This is a genomic window from Delftia sp. BGA-UO-ETr-SB1, assembly GCF_059567865.1.
On the sequence record NZ_JCAQOW010000004.1, the window covers coordinates 1,186,300 to 1,203,790 of the forward strand.

14 protein-coding genes are annotated in these 17,491 nt (G+C 66.9%); 4 read left to right on the plus strand and 10 right to left on the minus strand.

Annotation, left to right across the window (positions count from 1 at the left end; all coding sequences use genetic code 11):
- Positions 1-8: 8 nt before the first annotated feature.
- The 9 genes from AC57B5_RS05885 to AC57B5_RS05925 form a co-directional block, all read right to left on the minus strand.
- The gene (locus AC57B5_RS05885) at positions 9-2,006 is read right to left on the minus strand and encodes a TonB-dependent receptor domain-containing protein (RefSeq protein ID WP_034393479.1); all 1,998 of its coding nucleotides are present in this window, start codon (positions 2,004-2,006) and stop codon (positions 9-11) included.
- A 345-nt stretch (positions 2,007-2,351) separates the two neighbouring features.
- The gene (gene cycA, locus AC57B5_RS05890; RefSeq protein ID WP_496398981.1) at positions 2,352-3,800 is read right to left on the minus strand and encodes a D-serine/D-alanine/glycine transporter; all 1,449 of its coding nucleotides are present in this window, start codon (positions 3,798-3,800) and stop codon (positions 2,352-2,354) included.
- 258 nt (positions 3,801-4,058) lie between these two features.
- A complete protein-coding gene (locus AC57B5_RS05895) occupies positions 4,059-4,469 on the minus strand; it encodes a polyhydroxyalkanoate granule-associated phasin (protein WP_013802450.1) in 411 nt (136 codons plus the stop codon).
- 82 nt (positions 4,470-4,551) lie between these two features.
- Positions 4,552-5,643 (minus strand): MBL fold metallo-hydrolase, encoded by a 1,092-nt coding sequence (locus AC57B5_RS05900; RefSeq protein WP_496398982.1) that lies wholly within the window; start codon positions 5,641-5,643, stop codon positions 4,552-4,554.
- A 168-nt stretch (positions 5,644-5,811) separates the two neighbouring features.
- Complete coding sequence (locus tag AC57B5_RS05905; protein ID WP_013802448.1) at positions 5,812-7,446, minus strand: DHA2 family efflux MFS transporter permease subunit; 1,635 nt, start codon at positions 7,444-7,446, stop codon at positions 5,812-5,814.
- A gap of 45 nt (positions 7,447-7,491) precedes the next feature.
- Positions 7,492-8,853: an HlyD family secretion protein gene (locus tag AC57B5_RS05910; protein WP_013802447.1), complete on the minus strand. Its 1,362-nt coding sequence runs from the start codon at positions 8,851-8,853 to the stop codon at positions 7,492-7,494.
- A gap of 132 nt (positions 8,854-8,985) precedes the next feature.
- Positions 8,986-10,461: an efflux transporter outer membrane subunit gene (locus tag AC57B5_RS05915; protein WP_496398983.1), complete on the minus strand. Its 1,476-nt coding sequence runs from the start codon at positions 10,459-10,461 to the stop codon at positions 8,986-8,988.
- A gap of 70 nt (positions 10,462-10,531) precedes the next feature.
- Positions 10,532-11,059, minus strand: a complete 528-nt coding sequence (locus AC57B5_RS05920; protein WP_496398984.1) for a MarR family winged helix-turn-helix transcriptional regulator — start codon at positions 11,057-11,059, stop codon at positions 10,532-10,534.
- Between the two features lie 164 nt (positions 11,060-11,223).
- Positions 11,224-11,538 carry a DUF4148 domain-containing protein gene (locus AC57B5_RS05925; protein ID WP_197943400.1) on the minus strand — a complete coding sequence of 105 codons (315 nt, stop codon included), beginning with the start codon at positions 11,536-11,538 and terminating at the stop codon, positions 11,224-11,226.
- Positions 11,539-11,858: 320 nt separating this feature from the next.
- Here AC57B5_RS05925 and AC57B5_RS05930 point away from each other — a divergent pair, with 320 nt between their 5' ends.
- The 4 genes from AC57B5_RS05930 (at position 11,859) to AC57B5_RS05945 (ending at position 15,187) form a co-directional block, all read left to right on the plus strand.
- Positions 11,859-12,596, plus strand: coding sequence for an AzlC family ABC transporter permease (locus AC57B5_RS05930; RefSeq protein WP_013802443.1), 738 nt, complete (start codon positions 11,859-11,861; stop codon positions 12,594-12,596).
- 3 nt (positions 12,597-12,599) lie between these two features.
- Complete coding sequence (locus AC57B5_RS05935) at positions 12,600-12,896, plus strand: AzlD family protein (RefSeq protein WP_012205574.1); 297 nt, start codon at positions 12,600-12,602, stop codon at positions 12,894-12,896.
- A 63-nt stretch (positions 12,897-12,959) separates the two neighbouring features.
- Positions 12,960-13,304: a FlxA-like family protein gene (locus AC57B5_RS05940; RefSeq protein WP_071955876.1), complete on the plus strand. Its 345-nt coding sequence runs from the start codon at positions 12,960-12,962 to the stop codon at positions 13,302-13,304.
- 281 nt (positions 13,305-13,585) lie between these two features.
- Positions 13,586-15,187 carry a methyl-accepting chemotaxis protein gene (locus AC57B5_RS05945; RefSeq protein ID WP_496398985.1) on the plus strand — a complete coding sequence of 534 codons (1,602 nt, stop codon included), beginning with the start codon at positions 13,586-13,588 and terminating at the stop codon, positions 15,185-15,187.
- A 138-nt stretch (positions 15,188-15,325) separates the two neighbouring features.
- Here the strand turns inward: AC57B5_RS05945 and AC57B5_RS05950 are convergent, their stop codons facing one another.
- Positions 15,326-17,269 (minus strand): AMP-dependent synthetase/ligase, encoded by a 1,944-nt coding sequence (locus AC57B5_RS05950; RefSeq protein ID WP_496398986.1) that lies wholly within the window; start codon positions 17,267-17,269, stop codon positions 15,326-15,328.
- Between the last annotated feature and the right edge of the window lie 222 nt (positions 17,270-17,491).

The following is a 17,491-nucleotide window of genomic DNA, read 5'->3' on the forward strand; positions in this document are numbered from 1 at the left end:
ACGGGCCATCAGAACCGCGCCGTCATCCCCACGAAGTAGGTACGGCCGCCGTTGTCATAGTTGGCGCCGATGGTGCGGGTTTCCTTGTCTGCCAGGTTGATGATGCCGGCGCGCAGGGTCAGGGTGTCGGTCACGTTGTAGTTCATGGACACGTCAAAGGTCGTATAGGCCTTGGCGAAGGTGGTGGCCGTGCCCGTGGTCACGACTTCCTTGCCCACGTGGCGGGCGCTGAACATGGCGGACCAGCCCTGGCGGATCTGCCACTGCAGCGACGAGTAGATGGACAGCTCCGGCACGGCCAGCAGCGAGGCGCCCGTGCTCAGGTTCTTGGACTCGAACATCTTGGTGATGTTGGTGTTCCAGGTCAGGCCCTTGGCCAGCGGAACGTTCACGAAGCCTTCCAGGCCGCGCGTGCGGGCACGCTGGGCGTTGGCCATGCGGGTCCACCAGAAGCCGTTGTAGAAGCCCAGCGGCTGGTAGTCGATCTTGTTCTTGAAGTTGGTGTGGAAGTAGGTGGCACCCAGCGCCCAGCCATTGCGGTCCCAGCTGGTGCCCAGCTCGAAGTTGGTGCTGGTCTCGGGCTGCAGGTCGGGGTTGCCGGCCATGTAGCAGCCGCGCGTGCCGTCGGCGTTGACGCTGGTGTTGGTCCAGCCCATGCCGGCCAGGCTGCGGCAGCCGTTGCCCCCGGATTGCGTGGCGGCGCTGGCCGAGTTTTCCTTCAGGTTGGGCGCACGGAAGCCGCGCGAGACGCCGCCGCGAACCGTCCACTCCGAGGCCGGGTGGTAGACCAGGTAGGCGCGCGGGCTCCAGTTGTTGCCGTACTTCTGATGGTGGTCCATGCGCAGGCCCAGCGTCAGCGCCAGGTTCTCGCGCAGGAAGATCTGGTCCTCGCCGAACAGCGCCCAGGTGGTGGCGCTCAGGCCCGAGCCCGAGACCGGGTGCCCCGCATAGTCGATGGGCGCCAGGCCGATGGTGTCGCGGTTGTCCAGCGACTCGCGGCGCCACTGCATGCCCAGCGTCATGGCCTGGTCCAGGCCCCACAGCTTCAACGGCTTGTCGATGCGGCCGTCCAGCGTGGTTTCCTTGGAGTTGTTGCCGATGGTGTCGCCCTTGTCCTCGTACTTGTTGTGCACGAGGTTGAGCTTGGAGGTCAGGTCGCCCCAGCGGCCGTCATGGCTGAGGCCGAACTTGGTCTGCTCCAGCTTGCTCAGGCCCCAGGGATAGACCACCTGGTCGCCCGACGCCGTGCGCGCGTCGGAGCCCGTGGCGCGCTGGATGCCTTGCGCGGCCTCGATGCCGATCACCTGGTCGGGCGTGAGCTGCCAGTTGAGCAGGGCGTTGAGGTTTTGCTTGCGCGAGCCGGCCGTGGACTGGTAGGTGCCCGGGAAGCCGCCCGTGCTCTCGTCGGCAGCGCGGTCCGTGTAGTTGCCGCCCAGGCGCAGGCCGAACTTGTCGGACAGCGGGCCGCTGATGTTGAAGCCCAGCTGGCGCGTGTCGCCGCGGTCGCCGTCGGAGGGCTTGCTGTAGTTCAGCGTGGTCGAGCCGCTCCAGCGCTTGCCGATCTTGCGCGTGATGATGTTGATCACGCCGCCCATGGCGTCCGAGCCGTACAGCGAGGACATGGGGCCGCGCACTACCTCGATGCGCTCGATCATCTCGGGCGAGATCCAGTCCAGATCCTGCGAGCCCAGGTCGTCGCGGTAGTTGATGCCGGCCGAGTTGCCCTGGCGCTTGCCGTCCACCAGGATCAGCGTGTACTTCTCGGGCAGGCCGCGCAGCTTGATCTTGGACTGGGCGCCCGTGCCAGAAAGGCCGCCGGTCACGCCGGGAATGGTGGACAGCAGCTCGCCGATGCTGGTGACGGGCTTGCGCTCGATGTCCTCGCGGGTGATCACGCTGATGCTGGCCGGCGCTTCCTTGATGTCCACGGCCGTGCCCGAGGCGGTCACCACCACGGTGGACAGGGACGTGTCGGCCTTGTTGTCGGCTGACTGGGCATGGGCCATGGCTGTGCATGCCAGGGCGGCGCAAAGAGGAAGCGGGCGGAGCACCGAGATTCTGACCATCTTTGTAAAGTTCCGGTTTGGTTAAAAATCAAGGTGCGAATGATAACGATTTGTATCCACATCTTTTTGTCGGCGTAAAGACAGTTGTTTTTTTGTTCACTCGTTATCTAACTGCTGGACAGGCCAAAGATGCTGTGCACAAGTTTGGTGCGCAGCAAGAGGGGCAGCGGAGGCGCTGAGGGAGGCGCTGAGGGAGGCGCTGAAGGGGGGCCGCAGAGGGAACGCGGGCGCCAAAGGCCCCCTGCAATGGCCGCCCCCATGCGCAGGGGGGCGGCCGGAAGAGGGTCAGCGCGGTTCGGCTGCCGTGCTTGCAAGGGCGGTGGAACGCTCCGCCGACTGGCGCGATGCCTGGCGGCGCACGAACTGGTAGGCGATGGCCAGCAGGGCAAACCAGGCCGGCGTCACCACCAGCGCCTGGCGCGTGTCGGCCTGCAGGGTGAGCAGGCCCAGGATGGCGGCAAAGAACACCAGGCAGGCCCAGCACATGGCCACGCCGCCGGGCATCTTGTAGCGCGAAGCCTCATGCAGGGCCGCGCGCTGGCGCCGGTAGGCGACATAGGACAGCAGGATCAGCGACCACACGAACATGAACAGGATGGCCGATACCGTGGTCACCAGCGTGAAGGCTTCCACCAGATCGGGCACCACCCACATCAGAAACGCGCCGGCCAGCAGGCAGGTGCAGGAAAACAGCAGCCCGCGCGAGGGCACGCTGCTGCGCGACAGCCGGTGGAACGCCCGGGGCGCATCGCCCTTGAGCGCCAGGCCGTAGAGCATGCGGCTGGTGGAGAACACACCGCTGTTGGCCGACGAGGCGGCCGAGGTCAGCACCACGAAATTGATCACGCCTGCGGCGGCCGGCAGGCCTGCGAGCACGAACAGCTCCACGAACGGGCTCTTGCCGGGCACCACGTCGCGCCAGGGGGTGACGGCCATGATGGCGATCAGGGCCAGCACGTAGAACACGATGATGCGCACGGGAATCGAATTGATGGCGCGCGGCAGCGTGCGCTCGGGGTCCTTGGCCTCGGCCGCCGTGGTGCCCACCAGCTCGATACCCACGAAGGCGAACACCGCGATCTGGAAGCCCGCGAAGAAGCCCATCATCCCGTTGGGGAACATGCCGCCGTCATTCCAGAGGTTGGACAGGCTGGCCGTGCGGCCCGCAGGCGAGACGAAGGCAGCACCCACCATGTACAGCCCCGTGCCCACCAGGGCCACGATGGCCACGATCTTGATCATGGCGAACCAGAACTCGATCTCGCCGAACAGCTTCACCGTCAGCAGGTTCAGGCTCAGCAGCAGGCCCACGCAGGCGATGGCCGGTGCCCACTGCGGCAGGTCCGGGAACCAGAATTGGGAGTAGGCCGATATGGCAATCACATCGGCAATGCCCGTGACGATCCAGCAGAACCAATAGGTCCAGCCCGTGAAGAAGCCGGCCCAGGGGCCGAGTAGGTCGGACGAGAAGTCGATGAAGGAGCGGTACTGCAGGTTGGACAGCAGCAGCTCGCCCATGGCCCGCATCACGAAGAACAGCATCACGCCGATGATGGTGTAGACAAAGATGATGGACGGGCCGGCTAGGCTGATGGTCTTGCCCGAGCCCATGAACAGGCCCGTGCCTATGGCCCCGCCGATGGCGATGAGCTGGATATGGCGGTTGGTGAGATTGCGCTGCAGGTCGTCTTGACCGTGCAGGCCCTGGCCGGTTGGCGGGGCCTTGTGTGTCATCAGAGAACTCCGGGGAAGACTGGCAAAGCGATGGCAGAAAGGGGGAAATCCGCCTGCCGCGGCTGTGTTTTCAGTCTCTGCATGGAGTCCATGCCTGGAAATGCGGCAGCGCAGCAAAACGGAACGAAGGCCGCGAGGATACCCGAACCTCGCCCTCGCATCGGCACTGCCGCGCTCCGGTGAATGGAGCGGGCTTGATATGGGTGGATCAGCCGCGTTGAGCAGCGATCAGTCGCACTTAACCGTGCTTGGCCGCGCTCAGCCGCGCGCCAGGCGCTTGGCATTGGCCACCGCCGTGCGGTGCACGGGGGCCAGGCCCTTGCCCACCACGCCCCACATGGCGTTTTGCCATTGCGAGGCCTGCGATGCCAGGGCTCCGCCGTTCCAGGTGGCGGTGCTCCAGGGTGTCCAGCACATGCGCATCCAGGCCTGCATCAAGGCCTGGCTGGCAACCATGGACTGCATGCCCATCGCCGCCCAGGATTGCTGGAAGGCTGTCTGTTTCTCGGACACCATGCGTGTGAATTCACGCCGGTCCCGCGCGGAGGGATTGGCGCCTGCCATGGCCATGCGGGTGAGGCGATGGGCCACGACCTGGGGCGCTGCGACGGCCAGGTCGGTGGCCTGGCGGGCGACCAGGGCGGCCCGGGGATTTTTGCGATTTGCCATGTGCACTCCTGAAGCTGGGTTCACTTTATCCAGATGGATGCCGGCCCGCGTAGGCCGATGACGCAATGCAGCAAAAACGGATTTATCGCGGCTGGGCCTGTGGCGCTGACGCGGCTGCGTCCTGCACGGCAGGGGATACCAGGGCACGCCACCAGCGCTCGCCTGCATGGGGGGCATCCAGGTCCACGCGCTCGCCCATCATGGGGGTGGCCACGGCAATGCCGTGCTCGGCACCCAGGGCCAGCACGCGCTCGAAGGGGTCCCACCAGGCATGCATGGCCAGGCTGAAGGTGCCGTTGTGAATGGGCAGCAGCCAGCGTCCGCCCAGGTCGCGGTGGGCCTGCACGGTCTGGGCAGGGTGCATGTGCACATAAGGCCAGTGCGGGTCGTAGGCGCCGGTTTCCATCAGCGTGAGGTCGAAGGGGCCGAAGCGCCGGCCGATTTGCGCAAAGCCGTCGAAATAGCCGCCGTCGCCGCTGAAGAAGACACGCAGCGTGTCGGCGCTTTCCAGGTCTTCGATGACCCAGGACGCCCACAGCGTGCGGTTGCCGTCGCGCAGGCCCCGGCCCGAGAAATGCTGGGCCGGCGTGGCCGTGAAGCGCAGGCCGTCCACCTGCACGTCCTGCCACCAGTCGAACTGGCGCACCTTCTCGGGGGCCACGCCCCAGTCCATGAGCCGGTCGCCCACGCCCAGCGTGCACAGGAAGAAGTCGACCCGGGGCGCCAGGGCGCGGATGGTGGCACGGTCCAGATGGTCGTAGTGGTCGTGCGAGAGCACCACGCCGCGCAGCGCGGGCAGTTCATGCAGGGCGATGGGCGGCGCATGAAAGCGCTTGGGGCCGATGAAGGAAAAGGGCGAGGCGCGCTCGGCAAACACCGGGTCGGTGATCCACCAGCCGCCGCGCAGCTTCATCAGCAGCGTGGAGTGGCCCAGGCGGTACAGGCTGCGCTCGGGCGCGGCGGCCAGGTCGGCCGGGGTGAGCCGCTGCACGGGCAGGGGCGCCGCAGGCTCGGTGTCTTTGGGCTTGTTGAAGAAGAAGTCCCACATCACCTTGGCGTCGGGCTGGGGCGCGTTGGCGGGGCGGGGATGGACGTTGCGAAAGCGCCCGCCCACCGACTGGGGTGATTGGGTGTAGTCGGCAATCGGGGCGCGGAAGATGCGGGGTGTTTTCACGGTGCTCCGTCGGTGTTCAGGCCGCCGCCATCATGGAACCGGTGGCGCAGCCCTGTCGAGATGGTGGTCTTGGCGGCCCGATTCAAGGCGCCTTGCGTGTCGTCATGTAAACAAAAAAGGAGCTGCCCCTGCAGGCAGCTCCTTGTCGTGATGGCCGCAAGCTGGGCCTCAATGGGCGCCGGCCGCCTCGGCACCACCGGCATGGCCCGCAGGGCGCCTGGTCATCCAGATCAGCACGATCAGCACCAGGAACAGCACGGACGACGCCAGGAAGATGTCGTCCGCCGCCCGCGTATAGGCCTGCTGGTCGATGAGGCGGTTGATCTGGGCCAGCGCCTGCGCTTGGCTGAGACCCGCAGCCTGCAGCCCCTGCAGGGTGACGCCGAACACGCCTTGGCCCTGGATCAGCCCTTCGGTCAGATGGGCATGGTGCAGCGCGGCGCGGTTTTCCCAGAGCGTGGTGGCGATGGAGGTGCCCATGGCCCCCGCCGTGATGCGCACGAAGTTGCTCAGGCCGGCGGCGGCCGGGATACGGTCCGGCGAGATGCCCGACAGCGTGATCGTCGTCAGCGGGATGAAGAAGAACGCCATGGCCCCGCCCTGGATCAGCGTGGGCACCAGGATGTGCATGAAGTCCGTCTCCACCGTGAAGCGCGAGCGCATCCACAGCACCAGGGCGAACACCACGAAGGCGCCCGTGGCCATCTTGCGCGGGTCCCACTGCGTGACCTTGCGGCCCACCAGCGGCGTCAGGATGATGGCGAAGATGCCCACCGGCGCCAGCGCCATGCCGGCCGTGGTGGAGGTATAGCCCATCCACTGCTGCAGCCACAGCGGCAGCAGCACCACGTTGCCGAAGAACAGGCCGTAGGCAATCGACAGCGCCACCGAGCCCGCCGCGAAATTGCGGCGCATGAACAGGCGCAGGTCCACCACCGGGTGCGCATCCGTCAGCTCCCAGACCAGGAAGACCACGAAGCTCACGATGGCCAGCACGCACAGCGTGACGATCTCGCCCGAGGCGAACCAGTCCAGCTCCTTGCCCTTGTCCAGCATCAGCTGCAGCGCGCCCACCCACAGCACCAGCAGGGCCAGGCCCACGGAGTCGATGGGCAGCTTGCGCGTGGGGGTCTCGCGGCTGCGGTAGATGCTCCAGGTCATCAGGGCCGACAGCAGGCCCACGGGCACGTTGATGTAGAAGATCCAGGGCCAGGAGATGTTGTCCGTGATCCAGCCCCCCAGCAGCGGCCCGACCACGGGCGCCACCAGGGTGGTCATCCCCCACAGCGCCAGCGCCACCCCGGCCTTGGCCGGCGGGTAGCTGGACAGCAGCAGTGTCTGCGACAGCGGGATCATTGGCCCGGCGACCAGCCCCTGGAGCACGCGGAACAGCACCAGCATCTCCAGCGACGAGGCAAAGCCGCACAGCCAGGAGGTCAGCACGAACAGCAGCACGCTCATGGTGAACAGGCGCACTGCGCCGAAGCGCTGCGTGAGCCAGCCCGTGAGCGGCACCGAGATGGCGTTGGCCACGCCAAAGCTGGTGATCACCCAGGTGCCCTGGCTGGGGCTGACGCCCACGTCGCCCGAGATCGCCGGAATGGCGACGTTGGCAATGGACGAGTCCAGCACGTTCATGAAGGTGGCCAGCGACAGGGCCAGCGTGCCCAGGGCCAGCTGGGCGCCCTTGAGCGGTGCGGGCCGTGCGGGCATGGCAGGCGGTGCCGAGGGTGGCGCGGCAGGCGGCACGGTCGGCCCACCCGGCTGCGCCGGCTCCGGCACGGCGGTGGTAGAGGAAGTCATAGGCAGTCCGCGTAGGTTCTGGGAAGGCGGGGAAGCGATGCCTGCTTACTTGGACTGCGTGGCCTGCGCGTCAACCGGCGCGGAGGCCACTGCGGCTGGCGCCTTGCCCTGTGCCCTGTCTTGCGCATCGGCCATGGCGACGGGTGGCAGCTCGGGCAACTGCTTGAGCGGCGCCACGTTCTGGCCTGCCACGATGTGGGCGATGCGCTCCTCGGCCTGGGGCAATGCCATGTCGTAGATGGAGGTCTGGGCCACGGGGGCATTGCGCGTGGCGGTTGCCAGCACTTCACCCTGCTGGTCGCGCACGTCCACCTTGGCCTCCATGGACAGGCCCACGCGCAGCGGGTGCTGGGCCAGGTCTTCCGGCGACAGGGCAATGCGCACGGGCACGCGCTGCACCACCTTGATCCAGTTGCCGGTGGCGTTCTGCGCGGGCAGCAGCGAGAAGGCCGCGCCGGTTCCTGCACCCATGCCCACCACGGTGCCGTGGTAGCTGATCTTGTCGCCGTAGACATCGGCCGTCAGTTCGGTCTTCTGGCCTATGCGCAGCTGGGCCAGCTGGCTTTCCTTGAAGTTGGCATCCACCCAGAGGTTGTGCAGGCCCACCACCGTCATCAGCGGCGCGCCCGAGGCCACGCGCTGGCCCAGTTGCACGCCGCGCTTGGCCACATAGCCTTCCACGGGAGAGACCAGGCGCGTGCGCTGCAGCGCCAGATAGGCCTCGCGCACCTTGGCAGAAGCGGCGATCACGCTGGGGTGCTCTTCGGCGCTGCTGCCCTTGGTCTGGGCTTCGGCAGCGGTCAGCTGCGCCTTGGCGGCGCGCACGGCGGCTTCTGCTGCCGAGGCGGCATTGCCTGCCGTGCGGGCCAGGGACTGGGCGTGGTCGAACTCTTCCTTGCCCACGGCGCCCGTGGCCAGCAGCGGGCGGCGGCGGTCCACGTCCTCGCGGGCGCGGGCGGCATCTGCCTGCAGGCGGGCCAGGTCGGCCTCGCGCTGGGCCACCTGTGCCACCAGGGGCGCGTTGTTGGCATACAGCGTGCGCACCTGGCGCACGGTCTGGGCCAGTTGCGACTCCGCCTGGGACAGGGCGACCAAGGCATCGGCCGAGTCCAGCTGCACCAGCAGCTGGCCGGGCTTGACGTAGTCGGTGTCGTCGGCGCCGATGCTGATCACCGTGCCGCCGATCTGCGGCGTGATCTGCACCACGTTGCCCGCCACATAGGCGTTGTCCGTGGTCTGGTAGTTGCGGGCCACCATCCAGTGCCAGCCGCCCCAGGCGACGGCGGCCACCGCGACGGCAGCGGCGATGAGGGTCAGGCCCTTGCGGCGGCCCTGCGGATTGGCTACGGGCGAGGCTGCGGCCGGTGCGGCGGCAGGGCTGGGTGCTTGCTTGTTGGTGTCGGTCATGGTGTACGGCGCTTTGTTATCTGTGAATGTGGTTGTGCGGCCGGGGCAGGGAGCTGGCGGTCTGTCACGCTGGCTGGCGGTCTGCCCGGTGGAGGGTCAAGAGTGCGGTGGATTCCTGTGCGGGTTGCGATCTCAGTGCTGGCTGACCTGCACGGCAGCCGTGCCATCGGTCCAGCCGCCGCCCAGCGCCTTCATCAGCGACACGCGCGTGTCCAGCGCACGGGCGCGCAGGTCCACGTCCAGGCGGCGCTGGGTGATCACCTGGGTTTCGGTGTTCAGCACCGTCACTTGGCTGGCCAGGCCGGCCTTGTAGCGCTGCACGGCAAAGTCGTAGGCGCGTTCGGCCTTCTCCAGCGACTCGGCCTGCAGCTGCTGTTGGCGCACCAGCGATTGCACGGAAGTGATGGCGTCGCCCGCTTCCTTGACCGCATCGAGCACCACGCCGTTGTACTGGGCGATGGCGGTGTCCAGGTCGGCCTGCGTGCCGCGCAACTGGGCGCGCAGGCGCTTGCCGTCGAACAGGGGCAGGCGCAGCGCGGGCGTGATGCCCATCTGGCGCGAGCTGCCCTTGAACAGGTTGTCCAGACCGATGGCATTGAGGCCGATGAAGGCCGTGAGATTGATATCGGGATAGAAATCCGCCCGCGCGCTCTCTATGCCCTGCGTTGCGGACTCCACGCGCCAGCGCGCGGCCACCACATCGGGGCGGCGGCCCAGCAGATCGGCACCCAACTGGCCGGGCACGGCCTGGATCTGCAGCGCGGCCAGACGGGGCGCCAGCTGCAGCTGCGCCTCGGGCGCCTGCCCGCAGAGCACGGCGATGGTGCGGCGCGCCAGCGTGATCTGCTCGTCCAGCATTTCGATCTGGGTGCCGGCATCGGGCAGGCCGGCCTGGGCCTGGGTCAGCTCCACCTGGCTGTCCAGCCCGGCGCGCGTGCGCTGCTGGCTCAGGTCCAGAAGCGACTGGCGCTGGGTCAGCGTGCGGCCAGCCACATCCTTTTGGGCAATCAGGCGAGCCAGCGCCACATAGCTGCGCGCCACCTGGGCCGCCAACTGGTTGGCGGCGGCGGCGCTGTCGGCCTGGGCGGCACGGGCCTGGCCCAGGGCGGCCTGCAGGTCGGCGGCATGGCGGCCAAAGAAATCCGGCGTCCAGCTCAGGCCGGCCTGCAGGTTGCCGGTGTTGTAGGTATGGCCGGCAATGGGTGCGGGCACCAGGCCGTTGGCGCTGTAGTGCTGGCGCGTGGCGTCGACGCCGAGCGTGCCGCGCACATCGGTGGCCGTGCTGGTGGCCGTGGCCAGGGCGGCGGCCTTGTCGAAGCGGGCGCGGCTCATGGCCAGGCTGGGGCTGCCCTGCAGCGCCTGGGCGATCAGCGAATCTAGCTGGGCATCGCCCAGGGACTTCCACCAATCGGCGGCGGGCAGGCTGGTATTGGCGCCTGTCTCGGACTGGGTCGTCAGCCCCAGGTCGGCGGCGCCCAGCCGGGCCAGCGGCTCATGGGCCGGGCCCTGGGAAGCACAACCGGCCAGGGCCAGCGCGGCGCACAGGGTGGCCGCTGCGGCGGCCACGCGGCGGGGCGCGGCGGACACGGAAACAAAGGATTTGGGCATGGTGGTCTGCCTGTTGGGGGTCAAGAATCAGGAAATCGGAAACCGGGGCGGAAAAAGGGGGCTGGCGCTGTCAGGCCGCGGGCGCTGTGCCCGGGGGCGCAGCCTCCGGCGCGCGCATCGCATCGCCGTTGGCCAGCAGGCGGCGCAGCATGTCCAGCAGCTGGCGGGACTCTTCATGGCTGAAGCCGGCCATGTGGGCATTCATCACGCTGGACAGCACCTGCGGCACCTTGGCCGCCATGGCGCGGCCTTCATCGGTCAGCACCAGCTTGACCACGCGCCGGTCCACCGTGGAGCGCTCGCGCCGCAGCATGCCCTTGGATTCGAGCCGGTCCAGCGCCCGCGTGATGGAGGCCGGATCCAGCCCCAGGTCACGCGCCATGCCGGCATTGGTGGCGTCGCTGCACAGCAGCAGCTTGTACAGCGGCAGCCACTGCACATAGGTCAGCTCATGCTCGGCCAACTGCGCATCAGCCTGCTGGAGGATGGAGCTGAGCACCTTGCGCATGAGGAACCCCACGCTCTCGAAGGGCGTGTAGCTGCCTGGGCTGTAGAAGTCCGAGGGCTGCAGGCCGCTGGGCAGGGGAGGCTGGGTCATGGTGTCTGCGGGTGAAATAATTGACTGCGCAATGATTGTTGCGGCAATTATTGCAGAAACACCGTTTGACCGTGTGACGCGAGGGTGCCGGGGACGGTATCAGGGTTATCCAGACCCGCCGGTGGCTTTCAGCTCCCCAGATCCGCCACCGGGCGCCTTCAAGCTCACTTGTCCTGGGCCACCGCATGTCCCTTCTCCAGCCTTGCTACCGCCTCGCGGTAGGCGGGGCTGGCGCGCAGTTGCTGGTAGCGCTCCAGGCCGCGCTGGTATTCGGTGGAGCGGACATCGATCTCGCGGTCGGAGAGATAGGTGAGTCCGGCGCGGTGCCACATTTCCAGGTCGGCCAGCACCTGGGCTCGGCTGAGGTCGGTGGGGGCAGCAGTGGAGGAGGGCGCTGCGTCCTGGGCTAGGGTGGTGCCGGCCAGGCCCAGGCTGAGGGCGGCCAGGGCGACGAAGCGGGTGAAGTCGGAAGTGCGCATGGGGAACCTTTCAGGTGAAGCGAAGTGATGAGGGCTTCATGGTCCCGCCGCCGCCCTGGCCGGCACAGCCGTTTGCGACGCACTGCAGCATGGCGGGAGCCAATGGCTGTTGGGTTTCGTGAAATGTCAGGAGGGCAGGCGCGGCCATCCGAGGAGCGCCGCCAGCCATGGAAATGGGTTGAGCGGCGCTTGTGCAGCGCTTGTGCAGCAGATAATTTCAAGTTAATCGAATAAATCGGCATGAACAGCTGTGAAATGACTGGTGGAAGCATGAATCGGCAGCAAATTCCAGCGGCACAGGCCGACAATCGCCGCTCTCCATGTCTTCATCCATTCCACTTTCCCCCGCTGCCGTTTCGGCAGATTCCGTCTCCCGCAGTTCCGAGGCCTTTCGCGGCTTCAGGGATGCGATTCCCGTGATGCTGGGCTTCGTGCCCTTTGCCCTGGTGCTGGGCGCCCAGGCCGTGCAAAAGGGGCTGGCACCTCTGGAAGTTCCTCTCATGACCGGGATGAACTTCGGTGGCGGCTCGGAGTTCACGGCCATACGGCTGTGGACGTCGCCGCCGCATGTGCTGCTGATCGTCGCCATGTCCTTCCTGGTCAATTGCCGGCACATCCTGATGGGTGCGGCGCTGGCGCCGTATCTGCGCCATCTGCCCAGGCGCCGTGCGCTGCCGGCACTGTTCTTCATGTGCGACGAAAGCTGGGCGCTGGCCCTGGCAGACGCGCAGCGCAGTGCCGCCCGGCGCGTGAGCCTGCCTTACTACATGGGCGTGTCGGCAGGCCTGTACATGGCCTGGGTGTCGTGCACGGCGGCCGGTGCCTTTCTGGGACCGCGCATTGGCGACCTGGAGCAGTACGGCTTCGACATGGCGTTCACCGCCGTGTTTCTGGTGCTGCTGCGCGGCATGTGGAAGGGCGTCAGGCCTTGCCGGCCCTGGCTGGTGAGCCTGCTGACGGCGGCCCTGGTCTACAAGCTGGTGCCTGGCGCCTGGTATGTGGCGGCCGGCGCCGTTTCGGGCCTGGTCTGCGCTGCCTTGCTGGCGCCCAGGAGCTGAGCGATGGAAGCCACAACCTTGCTGACGCTGGTGCTCATGGCGTGCAGCACGTATTTCACGCGGGTGATCGGCTACCTGCTGCTGCGCGGGCGCACGCTGAGCCCGCGAATGCAGTACGTGATGGAAAGCCTGCCGGGCTGCGTGCTGATCTCGGTGATTGCCCCGGCGTTTGTGTCCGAGCGGCCGGCCGATCTGCTGGCCCTGGTGGTGACGCTGGTGGCGGCCAGCCGGCTGCCCATTCTGCCGACGGTGCTGATCGGCATTGCATCTGCGGGAGCGCTGCGGCATTGGCTGGGGTGATTGCGGGCGGGACAGCGGTGTTTTTGGCCTTCAGTTCGTGCGCCGGTGGTCGATGTACGGGGCATGCAAGTCTCATCCTCCACATCGGCTTCCGCCTCGGGAGCCGCTTCATCCTCCGGCGGCAATGACATCGCTGCGTTGCAGCGCAAGCTCAAGGAGCTGCAGCAGGCGCTCAAGGAAGTGTCTTCCGAGAACATTGACGCCAAGGCCAAGCAGACGAAGGCCAAGCTGCTGCAGTCGCAGATCATGATGGTGCAAAGCCAGATCGAGGCGCTCATGCGCGCCAGGCAGCAGGCCCAGATCGACAAGCAGCGCGAGCAGCAGCAGGCGGCCGAAGCCAAGTCGCCGTCCCAGCCGAAGAGCAACAAGGCGCCCGGACTGGGTGGCGTGGTTGACGTTTACGTCTGAATGGAAATGGCTCGTGCTTTCATGGGCCATTTTTTTGATGATATTAATGTAACTTACATGAATGGATTGGCCGTGCCTGAGATGGGTTGGCCTGGCAACGGGGTTGAGGGCAGGGGCGGGGCATCCGCACTGTGGCGGGTGTCTTTACACATCTCGCGGAACTTATTGAGTTTTGTCTCTCAAGAAATCGGCCACCGCTACCGATAAGGCAGCTAATGTGACTGCCTGGATGCGATAGCGATGGCCTATACCGACGGCAGCACTGGGCCAGAGGTTCTGCGATGAAAAAACTCAGCGATGTGCGTATCGGTACCCGGCTTACAGCCGTCTTTCTTGTCCTGCTGGTCTGCCTGATGGCCGTAGGGGGCGTCGGCGCAAGGGCGCTGGGCCATGTGTTTTCGGGCACGGAGACCCTGTACCAGGACCGTGTGGTTCCACTCAAGCAGCTCAAGCAGATTGCGGATGCCTATGCCGTCAACGTCATAGACACGGTCAATAAAGCCAATGCGGGCCTGATCACGGCGCAGGAGGCATCGGCCAGCATCTCGGGCACGCTGCCCGCGATCGAGGCCGCCTGGCGCAGCTACTCGTCCACCCAGCTCACAGCGCAGGAGGCCGTGCTGGCCAAACAGGCCCAGGCACTGTTCGCGCCGGCCAACCAGAGCATCGACAAACTGCTGCAGCGCCTCAAGCAGCTGGACGGCAAGAAGGCCGGCAGCCTGGATGAGTTCGACGGCGCGCTGTATGCCAGCATCGACCCCATCAGCGCCAAGATCGGCGAGCTGGTCGAGCTGCAGCTCAAGACGTCGGAGGATGTCTATGGGGACTCCAGGGAGGTTTTTGCACGGTCGCAGATGCTGATCTACGGTTTTGTGGCGGCGGCCGTCATCCTGGCCGTGGCCCTGGGCTACATGGTCACGCGCTCCATCACGGTGCCCTTGAAGTCGGCCGTGGAAGTGGCCCGGCACATCGAGCAGGGCGACCTGGCTTCGGAAATCCAGGCCACTGGGCGTGACGAGGTCGGCGACCTGCTGCGCTCCATGAGCGCCATGCGCGAGTCGCTGGCAAGCATCGTTGGCGATGTGCGGCGCGGGGTGGAGTCGGTGACCACGGCCTCCAGCCAGATCGCTGCCGGCAACCAGGATTTGAGCAGCCGCACTGAGCACCAGGCCTCCAGCCTGCAGGAGACGGCGGCGTCGATGGAGCAGCTGGCCGGCAACGTGGGCCAGAGTTCCGAGAACGCGCGGCAGGCCAGCGCCCTGGCCGTGCGTGCCAAGGAGGTGGCCGGCGTGGGCGGCGGCGCGGTCGCCAGGGTCATCGGCACCATGGACGAAATCTCGGCCAGCAGTGGAAAGATTGCCGAGATCACGGGCGTGATCGACTCCATTGCCTTCCAGACCAATATCCTGGCGCTCAATGCAGCGGTGGAGGCCGCGCGGGCAGGCGAGCAGGGCAGGGGCTTTGCCGTGGTGGCCGGGGAAGTGCGCTCCCTGGCCCAGCGCAGCGCCGCAGCGGCGCGGGAGATCAAGGCACTGATCACGGCATCCACCGACAAGGTGCGAACGGGCGGCAACCAGGTCCGGGAAGCAGGCAAGGCCATGGATGCCATTGAAGCCCAGGTGAGCGAGGTGGCGTCGCTGATCGAGGCCATCTCTGCCTCCAGCGTGGAGCAAAGCGGTGGCCTGGGGCAGATCACCCAGGCCGTCTCCCAGATGGACCAGGTCACGCAACAGAATGCCGCCTTGGTGGAAGAGTCGGCAGCCGCTGCAGCCAGCCTGGAACGGCAGGCGCGGGTGCTGGCACAGGCGGTGGCCACGTTCCAGATCAGCTCGGCGAAGGAGATCGGCATGGCGAGCCCCGGCCTGACATTGGCAGCTGCTTGACGCAGACCCAGGAAGAGCGTGCGCAGTGCGCTCTTCCTTTCTTTTGATCAATTCAATGTAACTTACATAAATTGAATCCATATCAAAAATAGAAGAAGCCGCCGTTTTGAGCGGCGGCTTCTTGTCAGGAACAGGGGGTCAACCCGCGCTGTTGCGGCCTTGCCAGCGCTCGGCAGGCTTGCTGTACATGGCGGCGATCTGCGACTCGAACCGCGCCATGAGGTTGTTGCGCTTGAGCTTGAGGGTAGGCGTCATCAGCCCGTTTTCTATGGTCCAGGGCTCCAGCTCCAGATGCACGGCGCGTGGCACGGCATAGCGGGCAAAGCTGGCTACCTGCTTTTCGATGCGTGCCAGTGCCTCGCGTTCGGCGGCGGAGTGGTTCAGGCTCTTGGGGTCTTCGGGATCCAGGCCCAGGCGCTGGGCCATGGCCTGCCATTCGCCGCGCTCGATGACGGCCACGGCGGCGATGAAAGGGCGGTCTTCGCCCACGACAAAGACCTGGGTGAAGAACGGGTCGCCGGTAATGGCAAGCTCCAGGTCGGCCGGTGGAATCTTTTCGCCGGTGGAGGTGACGATGATTTCCTTGATGCGTCCCTGTATGCGCACGCGCCCGTCCTCGATCACCGCCTGGTCGCCCGTGCGCAGCCAGCCGTCGTCGGTGAAAGTCTTGGCGGTGTCTTCGGGGCGCTCCCAATAGCCGCGCATCACGCAGGGGCCACGCACCTGCAGTTCCCGGTTCTCGCCAATCCGCACCTCCACGCCGGGCAGGGCGTGGCCCACGGTGGCGGGGTGGTTGTCCTCCAGCGTGTTGGCGCAGACCACGGGCGAGGTTTCCGTCATTCCATAGCCCTGGATCAGCGGCAGTCCCAAGCCCAGAAAACAGCGCGCAATCGTCGGCGACAGCGGCGCGCCGCCACTGACGGCCACGCGCACGCGGCCACCGAACTGGGCCAGCAGCGGCTCGGCCACCAGGTGGTTGAGCACCGGCCAGGGCAGCCATTGCATCCAGCCCGGCACTTCGGGCTGGGGCGCTTGCGCATCGGCAATGCCTTGTGTTTCACAAAAGCGCTGCCAGCCCCTGGCCTGGGCCAGCTCGAACAGCTGGGCCTTGAGCGGTGCACGGGCCAGCGTCTCCATGACCTTGGCGTGCACGCGCTCGTAAATGCGTGGCACGGACACCAGCACCGTGGGGCGCTGGGTCTTGAGATCCTCGGCCATCTGGGCCACCGATCGCGCATAGGCCACGCAGGCGCCCACGGCCAGCGCCAGGTAGTAGCCAGCCGTGCGCTCGAAGGTGTGCGACAGCGGCAGGAAGGAGAGGAAAACATCATCGCTGCGCGGCTGCAGCCGTTGCATCACCGCCTGCACGTTGGAGACCACGTTGCGGTGCGTGAGCATCACGCCCTTGGGCTTGCCCGTGGTGCCCGAGGTGTAGACCACGGCGGCCAGGTCCTCGGCAGAGGGAGGCGGGGGCAAGGGGACTGCGCCGCCTTCAGCCAGCCATTGGGCCAGCGGCTGCACGGGGATCTGGCGCAGGGCCTCCAGTGCGGCGGCATCGCCTTCGGTTTCAGGCTCTGCGGCCCGGGAAGCCGGCTTGGACGATGCCACGACCACCTTGCGCAGCGCAGGCAGGGCCTGGCCCGTGGCGCAGATCTTGTCCCAGGTGGATTGCTGTGCCACGAACAGCATGGACACCTGGGCGTTGGCCAGGATGTAGGCAATGCTGCCCGCGTTGTCTATGGCGTGCAGCGGCACGGGCACATGGCCGCAGCGCAGGCTGGCCAGGTCGATGGACATGGCGTCCAGACCGTTGGGCAGCAGGATGGCGATGCGCGACCCTGCCGGCAGCTCCTGCGCGGCCAGCGCCTGCGCCCAGAGGGCCACACGCTCGCCGGCCTGTGCCCAGTTCAGCGTCTTCCAGCTGCGCGCATCCTCGTCATAGGCCCGGTAGGCCTCGCCTGCGGGCGTCTGCTGCACGCGCAGGGCCAGCATTTCCACCAGGGTGGAGGCCGTGGCCATGCTGGCATCGGCTGGCAGGCTCATGGCCAGGGAAGGGGCGCGGGCTGGGTCTTGGATGCTCATGCGAGAAGGGTGCGGGCCGAAGTGTATGTAGCCGCTGATGATAGCCGGGGCTTTCCGCAGGTCCTGGCGTCAGCTTCGGACATGAGTGGGTGCGGCGCACGCGTTTATGCTGCACTGCAGCGTTTTCGTGTGTCCACTCTGAAACCAACCAGGAGCCGCATGTCTGCCTACGTCGCCACCGTTGCACACCAGGCCCGATTCCAGACGGGGCGGCCGCCTGCG